Annotated in this window: 14 protein-coding genes; 5 read left to right on the top strand and 9 right to left on the bottom strand. The window is 62.5% G+C overall.

The window, feature by feature from the left end; genetic code table 11:
* Nucleotides 1-50: 50 nt before the first annotated feature.
* The gene (miaB, locus tag ACX3OZ_RS12705) at nt 51-1,448 is read right to left on the bottom strand and encodes a tRNA (N6-isopentenyl adenosine(37)-C2)-methylthiotransferase MiaB (protein ID WP_459104638.1); all 1,398 of its coding nucleotides are present in this window, start codon (nt 1,446-1,448) and stop codon (nt 51-53) included.
* Between the two features lie 96 nt (nt 1,449-1,544).
* Here miaB and ACX3OZ_RS12700 point away from each other — a divergent pair, with 96 nt between their 5' ends.
* The 4 genes from ACX3OZ_RS12700 to ACX3OZ_RS12685 all read left to right on the top strand — a co-directional run bounded on the left by ACX3OZ_RS12700 (nt 1,545) and on the right by ACX3OZ_RS12685 (nt 5,909).
* Nucleotides 1,545-1,736, top strand: coding sequence for a hypothetical protein (locus tag ACX3OZ_RS12700; protein ID WP_459094195.1), 192 nt, complete (start codon nt 1,545-1,547; stop codon nt 1,734-1,736).
* Between the two features lie 345 nt (nt 1,737-2,081).
* The gene (rpsO, locus tag ACX3OZ_RS12695; RefSeq protein ID WP_459094196.1) at nt 2,082-2,351 is read left to right on the top strand and encodes a 30S ribosomal protein S15; all 270 of its coding nucleotides are present in this window, start codon (nt 2,082-2,084) and stop codon (nt 2,349-2,351) included.
* Between the two features lie 535 nt (nt 2,352-2,886).
* Nucleotides 2,887-5,022 carry a polyribonucleotide nucleotidyltransferase gene (gene pnp / locus ACX3OZ_RS12690; protein WP_459094197.1) on the top strand — a complete coding sequence of 712 codons (2,136 nt, stop codon included), beginning with the start codon at nt 2,887-2,889 and terminating at the stop codon, nt 5,020-5,022.
* 260 nt (nt 5,023-5,282) lie between these two features.
* The gene (locus tag ACX3OZ_RS12685; protein WP_459094788.1) at nt 5,283-5,909 is read left to right on the top strand and encodes a L,D-transpeptidase; all 627 of its coding nucleotides are present in this window, start codon (nt 5,283-5,285) and stop codon (nt 5,907-5,909) included.
* Nucleotides 5,910-6,121: 212 nt separating this feature from the next.
* On the opposite strand, the gene infB is transcribed toward ACX3OZ_RS12685, so the two are convergent.
* From infB to ACX3OZ_RS12660, 5 genes are all read right to left on the bottom strand, one after another.
* On the bottom strand, nt 6,122-9,001 hold the full coding sequence (infB, locus tag ACX3OZ_RS12680; RefSeq protein ID WP_459094198.1) for a translation initiation factor IF-2: 2,880 nt from the start codon (nt 8,999-9,001) through the stop codon (nt 6,122-6,124).
* Nucleotides 8,994-9,695, bottom strand: a complete 702-nt coding sequence (locus ACX3OZ_RS12675; protein WP_459094199.1) for an RNA-binding protein — start codon at nt 9,693-9,695, stop codon at nt 8,994-8,996. The genes infB and ACX3OZ_RS12675 overlap by 8 nt, the downstream gene beginning before the upstream one ends.
* A 23-nt stretch (nt 9,696-9,718) precedes the next feature.
* Nucleotides 9,719-11,326, bottom strand: coding sequence for a transcription termination factor NusA (gene nusA, locus ACX3OZ_RS12670; RefSeq protein ID WP_459104637.1), 1,608 nt, complete (start codon nt 11,324-11,326; stop codon nt 9,719-9,721).
* Nucleotides 11,327-11,941, bottom strand: a complete 615-nt coding sequence (gene rimP, locus ACX3OZ_RS12665) for a ribosome maturation factor RimP (protein ID WP_459094201.1) — start codon at nt 11,939-11,941, stop codon at nt 11,327-11,329. It lies immediately after the preceding gene.
* Between the two features lie 124 nt (nt 11,942-12,065).
* Complete coding sequence (locus ACX3OZ_RS12660; RefSeq protein ID WP_459094202.1) at nt 12,066-12,731, bottom strand: flavodoxin reductase; 666 nt, start codon at nt 12,729-12,731, stop codon at nt 12,066-12,068.
* Between the two features lie 255 nt (nt 12,732-12,986).
* On the opposite strand from ACX3OZ_RS12660, the gene ACX3OZ_RS12655 reads away from it, so the two are divergent.
* Nucleotides 12,987-13,259, top strand: coding sequence for a hypothetical protein (locus ACX3OZ_RS12655; protein ID WP_459094203.1), 273 nt, complete (start codon nt 12,987-12,989; stop codon nt 13,257-13,259).
* Nucleotides 13,260-13,305: 46 nt separating this feature from the next.
* Here the strand turns inward: ACX3OZ_RS12655 and ACX3OZ_RS12650 are convergent, their stop codons facing one another.
* The 3 genes from ACX3OZ_RS12650 to metK form a co-directional block, all read right to left on the bottom strand.
* Nucleotides 13,306-13,692 (bottom strand): winged helix-turn-helix transcriptional regulator, encoded by a 387-nt coding sequence (locus ACX3OZ_RS12650; RefSeq protein WP_459094204.1) that lies wholly within the window; start codon nt 13,690-13,692, stop codon nt 13,306-13,308.
* A gap of 108 nt (nt 13,693-13,800) precedes the next feature.
* Nucleotides 13,801-14,511: a tRNA (guanosine(46)-N7)-methyltransferase TrmB gene (gene trmB / locus ACX3OZ_RS12645; protein ID WP_459104636.1), complete on the bottom strand. Its 711-nt coding sequence runs from the start codon at nt 14,509-14,511 to the stop codon at nt 13,801-13,803.
* 129 nt (nt 14,512-14,640) lie between these two features.
* Nucleotides 14,641-15,897: a methionine adenosyltransferase gene (gene metK / locus ACX3OZ_RS12640; protein ID WP_459094206.1), complete on the bottom strand. Its 1,257-nt coding sequence runs from the start codon at nt 15,895-15,897 to the stop codon at nt 14,641-14,643.
* Nucleotides 15,898-16,480 lie beyond the last annotated feature (583 nt).

The raw sequence follows: 16,480 nt of genomic DNA, 5'->3' as shown, positions 1-16,480 counted from the left end.
GGAACCCGGAACCTCGAGAGCTTGCGGCCAGGTCGGCCGCAAAGCAAGTCCTAAGCCGCCGCCGCCGCCTTCAGCCGGCCCAACAACGAATTGGTGCTGGTTCCGATAATTTCCACCTGATGGATCGCCCCGATCAAATCCGGGCTGCCGTCCAGATGCACGGCCTGCAGATAGGGCGAACGTCCGCCCACCTGCCCTGCCATGCGGCCCGGCCGCTCGATCAGCACCGGCAGCGTCTGGCCCACACAGGACGCGTGAAACGCCGTGGTCTGCATATCGACCAGATGCTGCAGCCGATATAGCCGCTCGCTCTTGACCGCTTCGTCGATCTGGTCGCCCAGATTGGCCCCCGGCGTGCCCGGACGGGTGGAATATTTGAACGAATAGGCCGAGGCATAGCCAACCTCGGCGATCAGCCGCAGCGTGTCCTCGAAATCCTGATCCGTCTCGCCGGGGAAGCCGACGATGAAGTCGCCCGACAGCGCCATATCCGGCCGCGCATTCTTGATCCGCTCGATCACCGCCAGATATTCGGCGGCGGTATGCCGGCGGTTCATCGCCTTCAAAATTCGGTCGCTGCCCGACTGCACCGGCAGATGCAGATAGGGCATCAGAATATCGAGATCGCGATGCGCCGCGATCAGTGCGTCATCCATGTCGCGCGGATGGCTGGTGGTATAGCGCAGTCGCTCCAGGCCGGAAATTTCGGCCAGCAGAAACGCCAGCTCGCCCAGCCCAACCACGCGCCCGGCGCCATCAAGCCCGTGATAGGCGTTGACGTTCTGCCCCAGCAGGGTGATTTCCTTGACCCCGGCGTCGACCAGCCCGCGCGCCTCGGCAATGATCTGGCTAACCGGCCGCGAGACTTCCGCCCCGCGGGTATAAGGCACCACGCAGAACGAACAAAATTTGTCGCAGCCTTCCTGAACGGTGAGAAACGCCGTCAGCCCGCGCTTGATGGTCACTTCCTTGCGCGCCGCCGGCAGATGCTCGAATTTGTCTTCCTCGGGGAAGTCGGTGTCGATCACCGGCACTTTCAGGCTCGGATGCAGATGCTGCTGCGCCACGGCCCGCGCCAGCATATCGGGAAGCCGGTGATAGGATTGCGGGCCGAACACCATGTCGACCACCGGGGCGCGGCGGGCGATTTCCTCGCCCTCGGCCTGCGCCACGCAGCCGGCCACGCCGATCAGCATGTCGCCGCCCACGGCGCGGCGCTCGCTCTGCAATTCCTTGAGCCGTCCCAGCTCGGAAAATACCTTTTCCGAGGCCTTTTCGCGGATATGGCAGGTGTTGAGCAGCACCAGATCGGCTTGCGCCATATCCAGCGTGGTTTCATAGCCATGCGGCGCCAGCGCATCGCTCATGCGGTCGCTGTCATAGACGTTCATCTGGCACCCATAGGTCTTGATGAACAGCTTCTTGGTATTGGCGCGGGTCTCGGTCATGCCGGCTCTTTATCAGAGGATGGGCGCAGACTCCAAGGGTCTGCAACCATGCAGGCGCGTGGCGGGTTTCTCTCCCAACCCATGGGAGTTTGCAAAATGACCAAACCGAACAAGACTGACGACGCCGCCGCCATGAAAAACGGCAAGAAACCCGGCCCCAAGGATTCCCCGGTGCAGGTGCGCAATGCCGGCAAGGACGCCCAGGCCGACAAGCCCAGCGCCTGGGACAAACAGGACGACGCCGTGGACGAAAGCTTCCCGGCCAGCGATTCCAGCGCCAAATACTGAGCGGAATTGAGGAATTTTCTAGCGCCAACCCCGATGTCACCCCGGCCTTGAGCCGGGGCCCATCCTGAGATCCTGCCGGTGGTTCCATCTCGAGATGGGTCCCGGCTCAAGGCCGGGATGACACCGCGTTTAGCGACCGAAATTAAGCAACAGGCCTCCGAGGCGGCGAACTGACATCCGCAACGCCCAGCCCCTCCCCCACATGCCAATAAATTCTGGCTTTCCCGCCCGCTTTGCACTATAGGGACGCCAGTCTTTGGCCCACTTGCCCGAGGCTTTCATGGCCCCTCCTGGACGACATCCCGGCCGGGGCGACCCAATCCTCTTATGTAAAGGATCTATCCGATGTCGATCACTGCTGAGCGCAAATATGCTCTGATCCAGGAATATGCCATCAAGCCGAACGATACCGGTTCTCCGGAAGTCCAGGTGGCCATCCTGTCCGAGCGCATTGCCAACCTCACCGAGCACTTCAAGGGCCATGGCAAGGATAACCATTCCCGCCGCGGTCTGCTGAAGCTGGTTTCGACCCGCCGCAGCCTGCTTGACTACGTCAAGAAGGTTGACGACGCCCGTTACAAGTCGCTCATCGAGCGTCTCGGCCTGCGTCGCTAACGCGTCCAACCGAATTGCGGTTGCGGGGCTTTTCCCCCGCAGCCGTCACCAGCGCCTTGAGATCACGTCAGGGCGAGCCGAAAACCCGGTTTTCGAGAACCGGAGCGGAGCGTACTCAGGTACGTGAGCACCGGAAGCGCAGAAAATCGGGCTTTGCAGGCCGTCCTCACGTGAAGATCAAGACGCTGGAAGCGTAGACCGGCGCATGCCGGAGCATGGCAGGATTATTGGCCGCTCCCCCGCCTCACGCGCACAAAATCAACATTTTGGTTTTGATCCGTGAGGCTTCCCAGACGGAGCGTGGTCAGGAAAAGTTGCAGACTTTTCCGGTTCGACCGCGCGACCGCCAGGGAATTCTCTGGGAGCTGCTTGTTGTCTTGCTCATGTTTCGTCACCGCCAGACGTGAACAGTGCCTGATTTTGAGCCTGGGCTGCACATGGGGTGCAGTAGCAGGTGCGGGCACACCGGCTGAGTTCGTGGGATTGCTACGCCCCCACGTTTCCGCTCAACCGGCAGAATGGAAAGACGAAAAACATGACGATCAATTTTGATCACCATAAGGTCGAGCTCAACTGGGGCGGTCAGCCCCTGACGCTCGAGACCGGCAAGATGGCCCGCCAGGCCGATGGCGCAGTGCTCGCCACCCTGGGCGAGACCGTGCTGCTCGCCACTGTCGTGAGCGCCAAGTCGGCCAAGCCGGGGCAGGATTTCTTCCCGCTGACCGTCAACTACCAGGAAAAATACTTCGCCGCCGGCAAGATCCCGGGCGGCTACTTCAAGCGTGAAGGCCGTCCGACCGAAAACGAGACGCTGACCTCGCGCCTGATCGACCGTCCGATCCGCCCGCTGTTTCCCGATGGCTACAAGAACGAGACCCAGGTGGTCGTCACCGTTCTGCAGCACGACATGGAAAACAACCCGGACGTGCTGGCGCTGGTCGCTGCCTCTGCCGCGCTGACCATTTCGGGCATTCCCTTCATGGGCCCGATCGGTGCGGCTCGCGTCGGTTATGTCGATGGCGAATATGTGCTGAACCTGCCGGTTGACCGTCGTTCCGAGTCGAAGCTCGACCTCGTGATGGCCGGCACCGAAGACGCCGTGCTGATGGTTGAGTCCGAAGCCAAGGAACTCAGCGAAGAAATCATGCTGGGCGCCGTGATGTTCGGTCATGCCGAGAGCCGCAAGGTGATCGCTGCCATCATCAAGCTGGCCGAGCTGGCCGCCAAGGAACCCCGCGATTTCCACGCTCCGGACTATTCGGATCTGGAAAAGGACGTGCTGGCGGTTGCCGAAGCCGATCTGCGCGCCGCCTACAAGATCACCAAGAAGGAAGATCGCTACGCTGCTGTCGACGCTGCCAAGAAGAAGGTCAAGGAAGCTTTTGCTGCCAAGGTCGAGTCGGGTGAAGTCTCCGGCGAAGCCCTCAGCGAAGTGATCCACACCCTCCAGGCCAAGATCGTGCGCTGGAACGTGCTCGACACCGGCCTGCGCATCGACGGTCGCGACCTGTCGACCGTGCGTCCCATCGTGTCGGAAGTCGGCATTCTGCCGCGCACCCATGGTTCGGCCATCTTCACCCGTGGCGAAACCCAGGCGCTGGTCGTTGCCACCCTCGGCACCGGCGAAGACGAGCAGTATATCGACTCGCTCGAAGGCACCTACAAGCAGAACTTCCTGCTGCACTACAACTTCCCTCCATATTCGGTTGGTGAAGCTGGCCGCATGGGTTCGCCCGGTCGTCGCGAAATCGGTCACGGCAAGCTCGCTTGGCGCGCCATCAACCCGATCCGTCCGTCGGTCGAAGAATTCCCCTACACGATCCGTATCGTGTCCGAGATCACCGAATCCAACGGCTCCTCGTCGATGGCAACCGTCTGCGGCACCTCGCTCGCACTGATGGATGCCGGCGTGCCGCTGGCGCGTCCGGTGGCGGGTATCGCCATGGGCCTGATCCTCGAAGGCGAGAAGTTCGCCGTGCTGTCCGACATCCTGGGTGACGAAGATCACCTCGGCGACATGGACTTCAAGGTGGCTGGCACCGAAGTCGGCGTCACCTCGCTGCAGATGGACATCAAGATCGCCGGCATCACCGAGGCGATCATGAAGATCGCTCTCGAGCAGGCCAAGGGCGGCCGTATCCACATCCTGGGCGAAATGGCCAAGGCCATCACCGCGTCCCGTTCGGAAGTGGGCGAATTCGCTCCGCGCATCGAGACCATGAAGATCCCGACCGAGAAGATCCGTGAAGTGATCGGCACCGGCGGCAAGGTGATCCGCGAGATCGTCGAAAAGACCGGCGCCAAGATCAACATCGAAGACGACGGCACCATCAAGATCGCCTCCTCGGACGGTTCGCAGATCGAAGCGGCCATCAAGTGGATCAAGTCGATCACCGATGAAGCTGAAGTCGGCGCCATCTATCAGGGCACCGTGGTCAAGACCGCCGATTTCGGCGCCTTCGTGAACTTCTTCGGCGCCAAGGACGGTCTGGTTCATATCAGCCAGCTGGCCGAAGCCCGCGTTGCCAAGACCACCGATGTGGTCAAGGAAGGCGACAAGGTCTGGGTCAAGCTGCTCGGCTTTGACGAGCGCGGCAAGGTCCGTCTTTCCATGAAGATCGTCGATCAGGCGACCGGCAAGGAAATCAAGAACGAAGAAGCCGCCGAATAGGCAGCAAACCACAAGAAAATCGCCAGCATGCTGGAAGACGAGGCCCGGAGCGATCCGGGCCTCTTTTTATGGTGTGGCCTTGCGGCAACAGGTCAGAAGCCATCACTTTTTTGCGAGGAACCGCTTCCTTAATCGCCCGTTTGGGCAGTGAGGCTTTCCTGCACTAGCGAAGCTTCTGGTCACGGCTTAGGTCATTGGCCCTACACAGTTTTGCGTCACCCGTGACCCAGGAAATTACCGTGCTTTCTCGTCGCCTATTCATGATCGGTTTGCCCGCAGTAGCCTTGGCCGCCTGTTCCTCGACCCGCACGCCGGTCGTGCAGGAGCCCCAGATCGACCCGTATTACCAGCGCATGTATGGCGCGGTGCTGGGAGAAAAATTCCCCATTGCTGCCATGGATTTGCGCCGCGTCGATCCTCAGTGGTGGCGCCAGGAAGTCCCCTACCCGACCAGCGAGCGCCCCGGCACCATCGTCATCGATACGCCGCAGCACTTCCTCTATCTGGTGCTCGAAGGCGGCCGCGCGCTGCGCTACGGCATCGGCGTCGGCAAGGATGAATCGCTGGTGTTCCGCGGCACGGCCACCATTGGCCGCAAGGCCGAGTGGCCGCGCTGGACCCCGACCCGCTCGATGATCGCCCGCGAACCCGAGCGCTACGGCCCCTATGCCGGCGGCATGGAGGGCGGCATCACCAACCCGCTCGGCCCGCGCGCCCTCTATCTCTACAAGAATGGCGCCGACACCCTGTTCCGCCTGCACGGCACCACCGAGCCCTACACCATCGGCACCAGCGTCTCCTCCGGCTGTATCCGTTTGATGAATCAGGACATTCTCGATCTCTATGCCCGCGTGCCCACCGGCGCCCGCGTCGTCGTGATCAACTAACTCCCTCCCGGGTCACTGCCGCGGCAGTGGGACGCCTTGTTTCGGAATCCGTAGTCACCGAGACAAAGTTACCTGCTGCCGCGACAAGGACCCGGGATTGAAATTGAAAGGCCCGCTCACTGAGCGGGCCTTTTTTGTTTGGGGTGACCCAGCCAACAAAAAGGGCGCGGTTTGCACCGCGCCCTTTGGCATTTCTAACGGTCTGGACCGGATTACAGCGTGCGCTGCACGGTCTCGACGCGGAAGCATTCGATGACGTCGCCGGCGCGCATGTCTTCGTAATTCTCGAAGGCCATACCGCATTCCTGGCCGATCTGGACTTCCTTGACTTCGTCCTTGAAGCGCTTGAGCGTCTTGAGCTTGCCTTCGTGGATAACGACGTTGTCGCGGATAAGACGGACGCCCGAGCCACGCTCGACCATGCCTTCGGTGATCCGGCAGCCGGCGACCTTGCCGACCTTGGTGATGTTGAACACCTCGAGGATTTCCGCATTACCGATAAAGGTTTCACGGCGCTCAGGCTTCAGCAGCCCGCTCATCGCGTTCTTCACGTCATCCACCAGGTCGTAGATGATGTTGTAGTAGCGGATTTCGATGCCGTCGCGGGTGGCCAGTTCGGTCGCCTGCTTGTTGGCACGGACGTTGAAGCCGATGACGATGGCGTTCGAGGCCGATGCCAGGGTCACGTCGCTTTCGGTGATGCCGCCCACGGCGCTCATCAGGATCTGCGCCGACACTTCGTCGGTGGACAGCTTGTTGAGCGAGGAGACGATGGCTTCCACCGAACCCTGCACGTCGCCCTTGATGATCAGCGGGAACTTGGCAATGCCGGCCACCTTGAGCTGATTCATCATCTGCTCGAGGCTGGTAGCGCCGCCGCCGGCCGTCTTTTCACGGATGGCGCGCTGACGATATTCGGTGACTTCGCGAGCACGGGCTTCGGTCTCGACGACCGAGAAGCGGTCGCCCGCACTCGGCACGCCGGTAAAGCCCAGCACTTCCACCGGAATGGAGGGACCAGCTTCCTTGACCTGCTCACCCTTGTCGTTGATCAGGGCGCGGACGCGGGCAAACTCGGTGCCGGCGACTAGAATGTCACCGATGGCGAGTGTACCGCGCTGCACCAGGACCGTCGCAACCGCACCGCGACCACGATCGAGCTTGGCTTCGATGACCAGGCCCTCGGCGCGCCCATCGCGGGCCACCTTGAGCTCGAGCACTTCGGCCTGCAGCAGGATGGTTTCGAGCAGCTTGTCGAGGCCTTCGCCGGTCTTGGCGGAGACTTCCACGTCGAGCACGTCGCCGCCCATGGTTTCCACGAACACTTCATGCTGCAGCAGCTCGGTGCGAACCTTCTGCGCATTGGCCGAAGGCTTGTCCATCTTGGTGATGGCCACGATGATCGGAACGCCAGCTGCCTTGGCATGCTTGATCGATTCGATGGTCTGCGGCATCACGCTGTCGTCCGACGCCACCACCAGGATAGCGATATCGGTGGCCTGGGCACCGCGAGCACGCATGGCGGTGAACGCCTCGTGGCCCGGGGTGTCGAGGAAGGTGATCTTGGCGCCGTTACGCTCAACCTGATAGGCGCCGATATGCTGGGTGATGCCACCGGCTTCGCCCGACACCACATTGGCGTTGCGGATCGCGTCAAGCAGGCTGGTCTTGCCGTGGTCGACGTGACCCATGATGGTCACGACCGGCGCACGATCGGTCAGATCCTCGGCCTTGTCGTCGGCGGGGATGTCATACAGCCCCTCTTCAACGTCGGCTTCCGACACGCGCTTGACGGTGTGGCCCAGTTCGGTGGCGATCAGCTCGGCCGTATCGGCATCGAGCACATCGTTGATCGTGGCCATGGTGCCCTGCGCCATCAGCATCTTGATGACGGTCACCGAGCGCTCGGCCATGCGGTTGGCCAGTTCGGCAACCGTGATGGCTTCCGGAATGATGACTTCGCGGCTGAGCTTGGGCGCTTCCTGCTGGTTGCGGCCCATCTTCTTGTCGCGGCGGCGACGCATCGCGGCCAGGGACGGACCCTTATCACGATCACTCTCGGCGCCGGCATTGGTCACGGTCAGGCGGCCACGCGCATTGGTATCCTGGCCAGCGCGGCGCGTCGGCCGTTCCGGCGCAGCGCGCGAAGCGCGGCGGGCGTTCTCGAGTTCAGCTTCGGTGGTCGGCCGTGTCGCCGGTGCACCCGTACGGATCTTGCGGCCATCGGCCTCGCTCGGCGGTGCCGGCGGCACGTTGCCGATCGGCGCCATGCCAGCACCCGGGCGACGATCGCCGGCCGGACGGCCAGCCGTGCCCGAGGGACGGGCGCCGGGGGCGCCGCCTGGACGGGCACCGGCAGCACCGGGACGGATCAGGGCATTGGCGCCACGTTCGCTTTCCGGGCGGGTGTTGCCGCCGCTCGGACGCTCACCGGCCGGACGGACCGGGCGCGGCGGCTGGCCAGGACGGCCGGCGACGACGCGCACGCTGGACGGGCCCGGATTGCGCTGCGATGCCGGTGTATAGTCGGAATCTGCCTCGGCGGCATCCGGCGTTGCGGCGGGAGCCGCAGCTGCCGTTGCAGCAGCAGCAGCAGGCGCTTCGGCGGCCGGCGTTGCGGCCGGAGCTTCTGCGACCGGAGCCTGCGGCTCGGAAGGTGCATCGGCAGCGACGCGTTCTTGCTCGAGCCGGGCGGCTTCCTCACGGACCTGGCGACGGCGAGCGTCGTCTTCCATGCGGCGCGCTTCTTCAGCGACAAAGCGCTGCTGATCCTCGGCGGCGCGGGCGCCAGCCAGGGCCAACGCCTGACGGCGGGCTTCGGCTTCAGCTGCCGACAGGCCCAGCGGTGGGCGTGGTGCGGCGGCCGGGCGACCGGATCCTGGCCGCTGACCCTGCGGGGGGCCGGCGGGGCGATGGGGCGCGCTCGGTGCATTGGGCTTGGGAACCAGGCGCGTGCGCTTCTCGACGACGACCGTCGAGCGCGAAGGACCACGCGACATGCCCGGACGGTTGCCCAGGCCTGGGCCGCCCTTCAGTGTCAGCGTCTTCTTGGCGCCAGTGTCGTCGGTGCGCTTGTCGTCGTTATCAGCCATGTATCTCGCGTCTTTCGTCGGTGGCCTCGGGCAAAAGGTCACCGTCAACCGCAGCGCGGTCGGTGTCCTGTTCCGTCGGTTTGGCAATGTATAAGGCCAGTCTCCGGGCCTTTGCTACTGCCGCTTGGGCTGCTGCCCCTCTTGTTAGGGCAGCATGTATCACATTTTCCAGCCCGAGTGCCAAACCCATTTGCTCTGAGGCGAGCAATTCGAAATGGGGCACATCGAAGCCTTCGATTCCGTCTTCGGCCGCTGCGTAATGCAGCGCCTTGAGTGGTCCGACCATCTTGCTGCGGCCATCGTCGGCCGCGTCGGTCGCCGTAATCAGGGCGATCAGCGAACCACTATCGATCAGGCTGCGCACTTTAGTGGCGCCAAAGGTCAGCTGGCCCGCCTTGCGTGCCATGCTGAGCGCATTGAGATAACGCTGCTCGAGCCGGAGCTGGGTCAGGCCGGGCAAATCGTCCGGCAGCGTCACCTCGGTCTTGAGGCTCCGCGCAAACACCTTCTTCTTGACCGCCTCGGCCACCAGATCGCGGTTGAGACTGATCCAGACGCCGCGGCCTTCGGCCTTGGCTTCCGTATCAGGCACCAGCACATCATCGGGGCCGAGCACAAAACGGATCAGCTCCGCCACGGGTTTTTCAACCCGTGTCAGAGCACACATCCTGCTCGTTTCTTCGCGCCGGGCCATCTGGTCCCTCGCTCCGAAACGGCCTAAGCCGTCGCCTCGTCGGTGAATTCGGCGTCTTCGCCACCTTCGATCGACGGCAAGTCTTCCTCATTGATCCAGCCGGCCTTGATCCGGGCCTGCATGATCATGTCTTCGGCTTCCTCTCGGCTGATCGGGAAGTCCTTGAAGGTTCCTTCAAAGCGCTTGGTCTCGCCATCCTTGCGTTCGCTCCAGCCGATCAGATCGTCCGCAGCGCAGCCGGCGAAGTCTTCCACCGTCTTGATGTCGTCCTTACCCAGGGCTTCGAGCATGGCGGCGGTGAGGCCGGCAATCTCGTACAGCTCGTCAGCGACGCCGAGCTTCTTGCGCTCTTCGTCATGGGCCTGGTCGATGGCCGACAGATATTCGGTGGCGCGGTTCTGGATTTCGCCAGCGGTTTCTTCGTCGAACCCGTCGATCGAAGCGATTTCATTGGCGTCGATATAGGCCAGTTCCTCAACCGAGGAGAAGCCTTCCGAAGCCAATAGCTGGGCAACCATCTCGTCAACGTCAAGGGCAGCCATGAACAGGGACGAGCGTTCGGTGAATTCCTTCTGCCGGCGTTCGCTTTCTTCCTGCTCGGTCAGGATGTCGATATCCCAGCCGATCAACTGCGACGCGAGGCGGACATTCTGGCCGCGACGGCCAATGGCCAGCGACAGCTGTTCGTCGGGGACAACCACTTCGATGCGCTCGGCCTGCTCATCGAGCACCACCTTGGCAACATCGGCGGGCTGCAGCGCGCTGACCACGAGGTCGGCAATGCTGTCGGTCCACGGAATAATGTCGATCTTTTCGCCCTGCAGCTCGGCCACCACGGCCTGAACGCGCGAACCGCGCATACCGACGCAAGCGCCGACCGGATCAATGGAGCTGTCCGAGGAGGTCACGGCAATCTTGGCGCGGCTGCCCGGATCGCGGGCAATCGAGCGGATGGTGATGACACCATCATAGATTTCCGGCACTTCCTGCATGAACAGCTTGGCCATGAACTGGGGATGGGTGCGGCTGAGGAAAATCTGCGGGCCACGCTGTTCGCGGCGCACGTCATAGACGTAAGCGCGGACGCGGTCGCCATAGCGGAACATTTCGCGCGGGATCAGCTCGTCGCGGCGGATAATGGCTTCGCCACGGCCCAGATCGACGATGACGTTGCCATATTCGACACGCTTGACGGTGCCGTTGACGATCTCGCCGATGCGGTTGAAATATTCGTCATACATGCGCTCGCGCTCGGCATCGCGCACTTTTTGCACGATAACCTGCTTCGCGGACTGCGCAGCAATACGGCCGAATTCCATCGGCGGCAGCGGCTCGGTCAGATAGTCACCGATCTTGGCTTCGGGCGACTTGGTCAGAGCATGCTTGAGGTCGATCTGACGGCTGGTCTCTTCGATCGTTTCGACGATTTCCAGCAGACGCCACATGCGGGTTTCGCCCGAGCGCGGGTTGATCTCAACCTTGATCTCGGTCTCGGCGCCGTAGCGGCCCTTGGCCGCCTTTTCCATGGCGTCTTCCATGGCCCCGATCACGACCATGCGGTCGATCGACTTTTCGCGGGCAACGGCATCTGCGATCTGTAGCAGTTCGAGGCGGTTCGCGCTCACAGCCATTTAATGTGTCTCCTCGGAATCGTCAGTATCGGCAATTTCGACCGTCTCGGTCTCGTCATCGTCAAGGGGATGCGCTTCCTGGTCGAGCCGCGCCTTTTCCATCAAGGCATCGGTCATCACCAGCTTGGCCTCGCCCAGATTTATGAGCAGCAGGCGATGGTCTGGGTCGGTGCCGGTGGGCGCGTCGGGCACGGTGACGGTCACCGCCTCGTCGTCCACCGCCTTGATCACGCCGCGATAGCGCTTGCGGCCATTGATCATGTCGCTGAGCTCGATCTTGACCTCGTGGCCGACATAGGCCGCGAAATCGCGCTGGCGCACCAGCGGCCGATCAATGCCAGGGGAGCTGACTTCGAGATGATATTCGCGCTCGATCGGATCTTCCACGTCCAGCACCGGCGACAGATCCTTGCTGAGCGCCTCGCAATTGACGATGGTGAAACGGCCGTGTTCGTCCTCGGCCATGATCTGCAGGGTGCCCCCGTTTTCCTGGGTGACCTTCACCCGCACGAGTGCGAAGCCCAGACCGTTGGCCACGGGCTCGACGATACGGGAGATCCGGGCTTCCAGGCCCGTTTCCTTGATATAGCGCTTGGCTGCGAGATCGAAGCTCATCAGTCCCTTCAGGTAATAAAAAAGAGCGGGGCCGGGCGGCTCCCACTCTGCAAATTGCTAGAGATGTTGGCGTCTATATAGCGCCGAACCGCTCGCGCCGCAAGGGCAGGCTGGAGACGCCGCTTCAGCGCTCCCAGGTCAGCAGCTCGACCCGCGCGCCCAGCTTGCTCAGGGCCTGGCGCAGATCATGCACCAGCGGGTCGGGGCCGCAGAGATAGAAGTTCTGCGCGAAATCGGTGATGTGGGTTTTGAGAAAGTCGATATCGATCCGCGCTCGCGACAGGCTGGTGGCGGGATCATCGGTGATGGTCCATAGCGTTTCGAGCCCCGCCATGGCCTCGAATTCATCGCGCAGAATGATGTCCTTTTCGGTGCGATAGGAGGCGATCAGCCGGTTGCCGGCGATTTTGCCGTCCTGGGCCAGCTGCCGCAGAATGGCGATGAAGGGGGTGACGCCGGCCCCGCCGGCGATGAAGGTGCCGGGGCCTTTATAGGTAATGGTGCCCCACACATCGCGCAGCAGCAGCCGGTCGCCGGGCCAGGCGGTCCACAATTGGTTGGTGACGCCGGGATGGTCGCGATAGCTCTTTATGGTGAATTCGAGTTCGTCCCATGCATTGAGCGAGGTGAAGGTGAAGGGGCGCTTCTGGTCACGCCAGCCATCCTTGTCGAGCGACAGCTCGGTCGCCTGACCCGGCTCGAAATGAAAGTCTTTCGGCTTTTCGAGCCGATAGCGCCGCACATTGGGGGTGAGCAGTTCGGTTTTGAGAATTTTGACGCTGACGGGCATGACCAACTCCTTGTGCCCGTTAGACGCATACCTGAGCCAATAGTTCCCGGCCCAAGGCCCGCGATCGTCAGGGGTTCTCGTGGTGATACCAGGTAGCGCCAGGGGAACTTAGGGTCGGCTTAAGCCCTTGAGAACCTTGATAGAACTCTGGGGCCTCGGGAGCGAAGTTCAAGGGCAAAAATGCTGAAATCAGCCCTTGAGAGTGCCGGTCGGCAGGATCACTTCGGTGGTGTTCAACACGAAAGGAACACCGAAATGATCAAGAACACGATAGTTGCCCTGGTTACCGCCGCTGCCCTTGTCGGCGTTGCCGCCCCGGCTTTTGCCGACAACGCGTTTGGCGAGACCACTCCCGAAATGCGTGACTTCGTCGCCGATTCGGTCCTCACCGAACTCAACCGCCGCGGCATCAATGCCACCGCCGTCGAAGACTGGAGCGGCCTGGTCCGCGCCTATGTTATCCTCGATGACGGTAGCCAGGTGATGCAGTTCTACTCCCCCGGCTCGCTGCAGCCAGTGGCTCTCTAACCAGTCTACCCAGGCGCTGCCGGCTCTTGTCGGTGGCGCCTCTAGCCTAGCTGATATGCCCGACGAGGCGGATGGCCGGGTCGTGGCCATGGGCATCGAAGCGCTCCCGTGCCGCCTGCATCTGCTCGCGATTGCGATCGGCAAAGCCGCGCAGGCTGTCGGCCAGTGTCAGCAGATCGTGTCCCAGCGCGGTCAGCTCGTAATCGACCCGAGGCGGGATCGTCGCATACATGGTGCGGGTCACGAAGCCATCGCGCTCCAATTCCCGCAAGGTCACAGTCAGCGTCTTCTGGGAAATGCCGCCAGCGCGCCTGAGCTCGTTGAAGCGGCGGGTGTCCTCCCGCAGCAAGGTGATAACGGTCACCGTCCACTTGCCGGGTCTGACCATCAGCACATCGTTCTCGTTCGGACTGGACGGAGACAAAGTGGGCATGGCGAACCTCAAAATTGTGGTCGGGTTCGATAATAAGGCGCGATTGTGGCGCTTCCAGAGCCTTTCCTCATTAAACTTCGGCAGGTTCCCCCTTGCCTCAAAATGTGATCAGCGCCGGGTGAAGCTGAAATAAAAGCTGATCGGCCGGCCCTCGCGGCGGGCTTTTTGCTCGTAGCGCGTGGCCTGCCAGCCCGGATAGGGCTGATGCCAGTCGCCCGGCTGTTCGGGGGCGAAACTGAATTGCGGCGCCCGCAGAATATGCGCCAGCGTCCAGTTGGCATAATCCTCGATATCGGTGGCGAAGTGGAACTGACCGCCCGGCCGGATCACCCGTGCCAGCTCGTTGAGCGTGGTCGGCGAGACAAAGCGGCGTTTGTGATGCCGCGTCTTGGGCCAGGGATCGGGATAGAGCAGATAGACCTCGTCCAGCGAGGCGTCGGGCAGCGCCACCAGCAGCTTGAACGCATCATCGGTGAACAGGCGGATATTGCGCAAATTCTCCGCAGCGATGGTCTGCACCATCTTGCCGATGCCGCCGGTAAACACCTCGCAGCCGATATAGCCGGTATCGGGAGATCGCCCGGCTTCCAGCGCCAGATGCTCGCCGCCGCCATAGCCGATTTCGACGATGATCCGGTCCGAAGCTGGAAACAGCGTGCGCGGATCGAGCTGGCCGTTCAGGGTGATTTCGAGGTCGGGCAGGGTGGCGTCGAACACCGCCTGCTGGCCGCTATGCAGCTTCTTGCCGGAGCGGCGGCCGAAAAAGGCGCGCGGTTCGCCCGAGCGCGTCTTGGGGAGTTCGTGGTCTGGCTTGGTCATGCTGGCCTTGGATCGGCTGGGTCAGCCCGGCGTGAGCAGGGATGACCTTTTCGGTCGTCAACGAAGGGAAGATGCCCGCTTACGCGGGAATCCTCTCATGCACAATACCGCGACCGGAACGGGCGGGGATTACTTCAACGCCGCCTTGAGGGCGCCGATCAGGTCGGTCTTTTCCCAGGAGAACGAGCCATCGCGGCCAGCCTTGCGGCCAAAATGGCCATAGGCGCTGGTCTTGGCATAGATCGGCTTGTTGAGATCGAGATGGGTGCGGATGCCGTGCGGCGTCAGGTCCATCACCTGGCCGAGCGCGATTTCGACCGCTTCCTCGGCGACCGTGCCGGTGCCATGCAGATCGACATAGATCGACAGCGGCTGGGCCACGCCGATGGCATAGCTGAGCTGGATGGTGGCGCGGTCGGCAAAGCCGGCAGCGACCACATTCTTGGCCAGATAGCGCGCGGCATAGGCCGCCGAGCGGTCGACCTTGGTGGGATCCTTGCCCGAAAAGGCGCCGCCGCCATGCGGCGCTGCGCCGCCATAGGTATCGACGATGATCTTGCGGCCGGTGAGGCCGGCATCGCCATCGGGGCCACCGACGACGAATTTACCGGTGGGATTGACGTGCCAGACGGTGTCGGCGTTGATCCAGCCCTCGGGCAGCGAGGCGCGGATATAGGGCTCGACGATGACGCGCACATCTTCGGAGGTCAGCGTTTCGTCCAGATGCTGGGTCGACAGCACGATCTGGGTGACCCCGACCGGCTTGCCATTTTCGTAGCGCACGGTGACCTGGCTCTTGGCATCGGGGCCGAGCTTGCCGGCCGCGCTGTTATTGGCCTTGCGGGCGATGGTCAGATTTTCGAGAATCTTGTGCGCATAATAGATCGGCGCCGGCAGCAATTCCGGGGTCTCGCGGCTGGCATAGCCGAACATGATGCCCTGATCGCCCGCGCCGACATCCTTGTTGCCGGCCTCATCGACGCCCTGCGCGATATCGGCCGACTGGCCATGCAGCAGCACGTCGATCTTGCAGGTCTTCCAGTGGAAGCCGGCCTGCTCGTAGCCGATGGCACGGATGGCCTTGCGGGCGGCCGATTTGAACTTGGAGGGATTGACCAGCGGGTGACCGGCGGCGTCGCGTAGCACCTGACCGTCCTTGCCGTGCTTGAGCAGGGTTTCGGGCACGCGCACCTCGCCAGCGATGATCACGCGATTGGTGGTGGCCAGCGTTTCGCAGGCAATCCGGACCTGGGAGGGGTCCATGCCGCTCTTTTTGGCTTCGCGGAACACCAGGTCGACGATTTCATCGGAAATCCGGTCGCAAACCTTGTCCGGATGGCCTTCGGAAACCGATTCCGAGGTGAAGAGATAAGACGAGCGTGCCAACGAGTATCCCCCGAAACTGACGAAAATGGCTCAAAACCAACGATTATAAGGCGGTTGTGACATCGCCAGCGGTCGCGGTCAAGAAGGATATAAAGAAAGCTTGATATGATGAGGGGCGATTTTGGAGCATGGATTGGCGCGTGCGAAAGCGCCGCCCGGCCAGATGCCGATGGCAATAACGAGCGGAGCCCCGAGGCGGCTATCGCCTCTGGTAAGGTATAAATAGTGAGACGAAACCGCCTCGGGGCGTCGGGTTTTCTCGGAAGGCAGACCGCAAGCCCCAGCATGGAACCGTAGCCCCATGCCCGAATGCCCCATCCGCACAGCCCAGGGCGGAGCGCGACCTCCACCCTCCCGACCGTCGCCCCGGACACCGGTCGCTGCAGCGCCGCCCGTATCCCGGAGAGATGGCTGGAGTATGCGGGAGGATTTGAGGGCGGGGATAAGTTTTGGTTTGCTTGTCAACGGCGGAGTAAAATCCGGCCATTAGGCGGAGCAAGACCAGGCCACCTTTGGCGCGCACATGAGACCGCCGGGAGGGCATAGCCCGAGCGGGGGTCTCATGTGCGCGTGCGATTTTTGA

Source organism: Devosia sp. A369 (assembly GCF_054489345.1).
The sequence above is the reverse complement of the archived record's forward strand: the minus strand, read 5'-3'. Positions and strand labels throughout refer to the sequence as shown.

Bases quoted from the DNA above. Each gene is read 5' to 3' on its own strand.
- miaB (WP_459104638.1), bottom strand. From the start codon at position 1,448: ATGACCGAGACCCGCGCCAATACCAAGAAGCTGTTCATCAAGACCTAT.
- ACX3OZ_RS12700 (WP_459094195.1), top strand. From the start codon at position 1,545: ATGACCAAACCGAACAAGACTGACGACGCCGCCGCCATGAAAAACGGC.
- rpsO (WP_459094196.1), top strand. From the start codon at position 2,082: ATGTCGATCACTGCTGAGCGCAAATATGCTCTGATCCAGGAATATGCC.
- pnp (WP_459094197.1), top strand. From the start codon at position 2,887: ATGACGATCAATTTTGATCACCATAAGGTCGAGCTCAACTGGGGCGGT.
- ACX3OZ_RS12685 (WP_459094788.1), top strand. From the start codon at position 5,283: ATGATCGGTTTGCCCGCAGTAGCCTTGGCCGCCTGTTCCTCGACCCGC.
- infB (WP_459094198.1), bottom strand. From the start codon at position 9,001: ATGGCTGATAACGACGACAAGCGCACCGACGACACTGGCGCCAAGAAG.
- ACX3OZ_RS12675 (WP_459094199.1), bottom strand. From the start codon at position 9,695: ATGGCCCGGCGCGAAGAAACGAGCAGGATGTGTGCTCTGACACGGGTT.
- nusA (WP_459104637.1), bottom strand. From the start codon at position 11,326: ATGGCTGTGAGCGCGAACCGCCTCGAACTGCTACAGATCGCAGATGCC.
- rimP (WP_459094201.1), bottom strand. From the start codon at position 11,941: ATGAGCTTCGATCTCGCAGCCAAGCGCTATATCAAGGAAACGGGCCTG.
- ACX3OZ_RS12660 (WP_459094202.1), bottom strand. From the start codon at position 12,731: ATGCCCGTCAGCGTCAAAATTCTCAAAACCGAACTGCTCACCCCCAAT.
- ACX3OZ_RS12655 (WP_459094203.1), top strand. From the start codon at position 12,987: ATGATCAAGAACACGATAGTTGCCCTGGTTACCGCCGCTGCCCTTGTC.
- ACX3OZ_RS12650 (WP_459094204.1), bottom strand. From the start codon at position 13,692: ATGCCCACTTTGTCTCCGTCCAGTCCGAACGAGAACGATGTGCTGATG.
- trmB (WP_459104636.1), bottom strand. From the start codon at position 14,511: ATGACCAAGCCAGACCACGAACTCCCCAAGACGCGCTCGGGCGAACCG.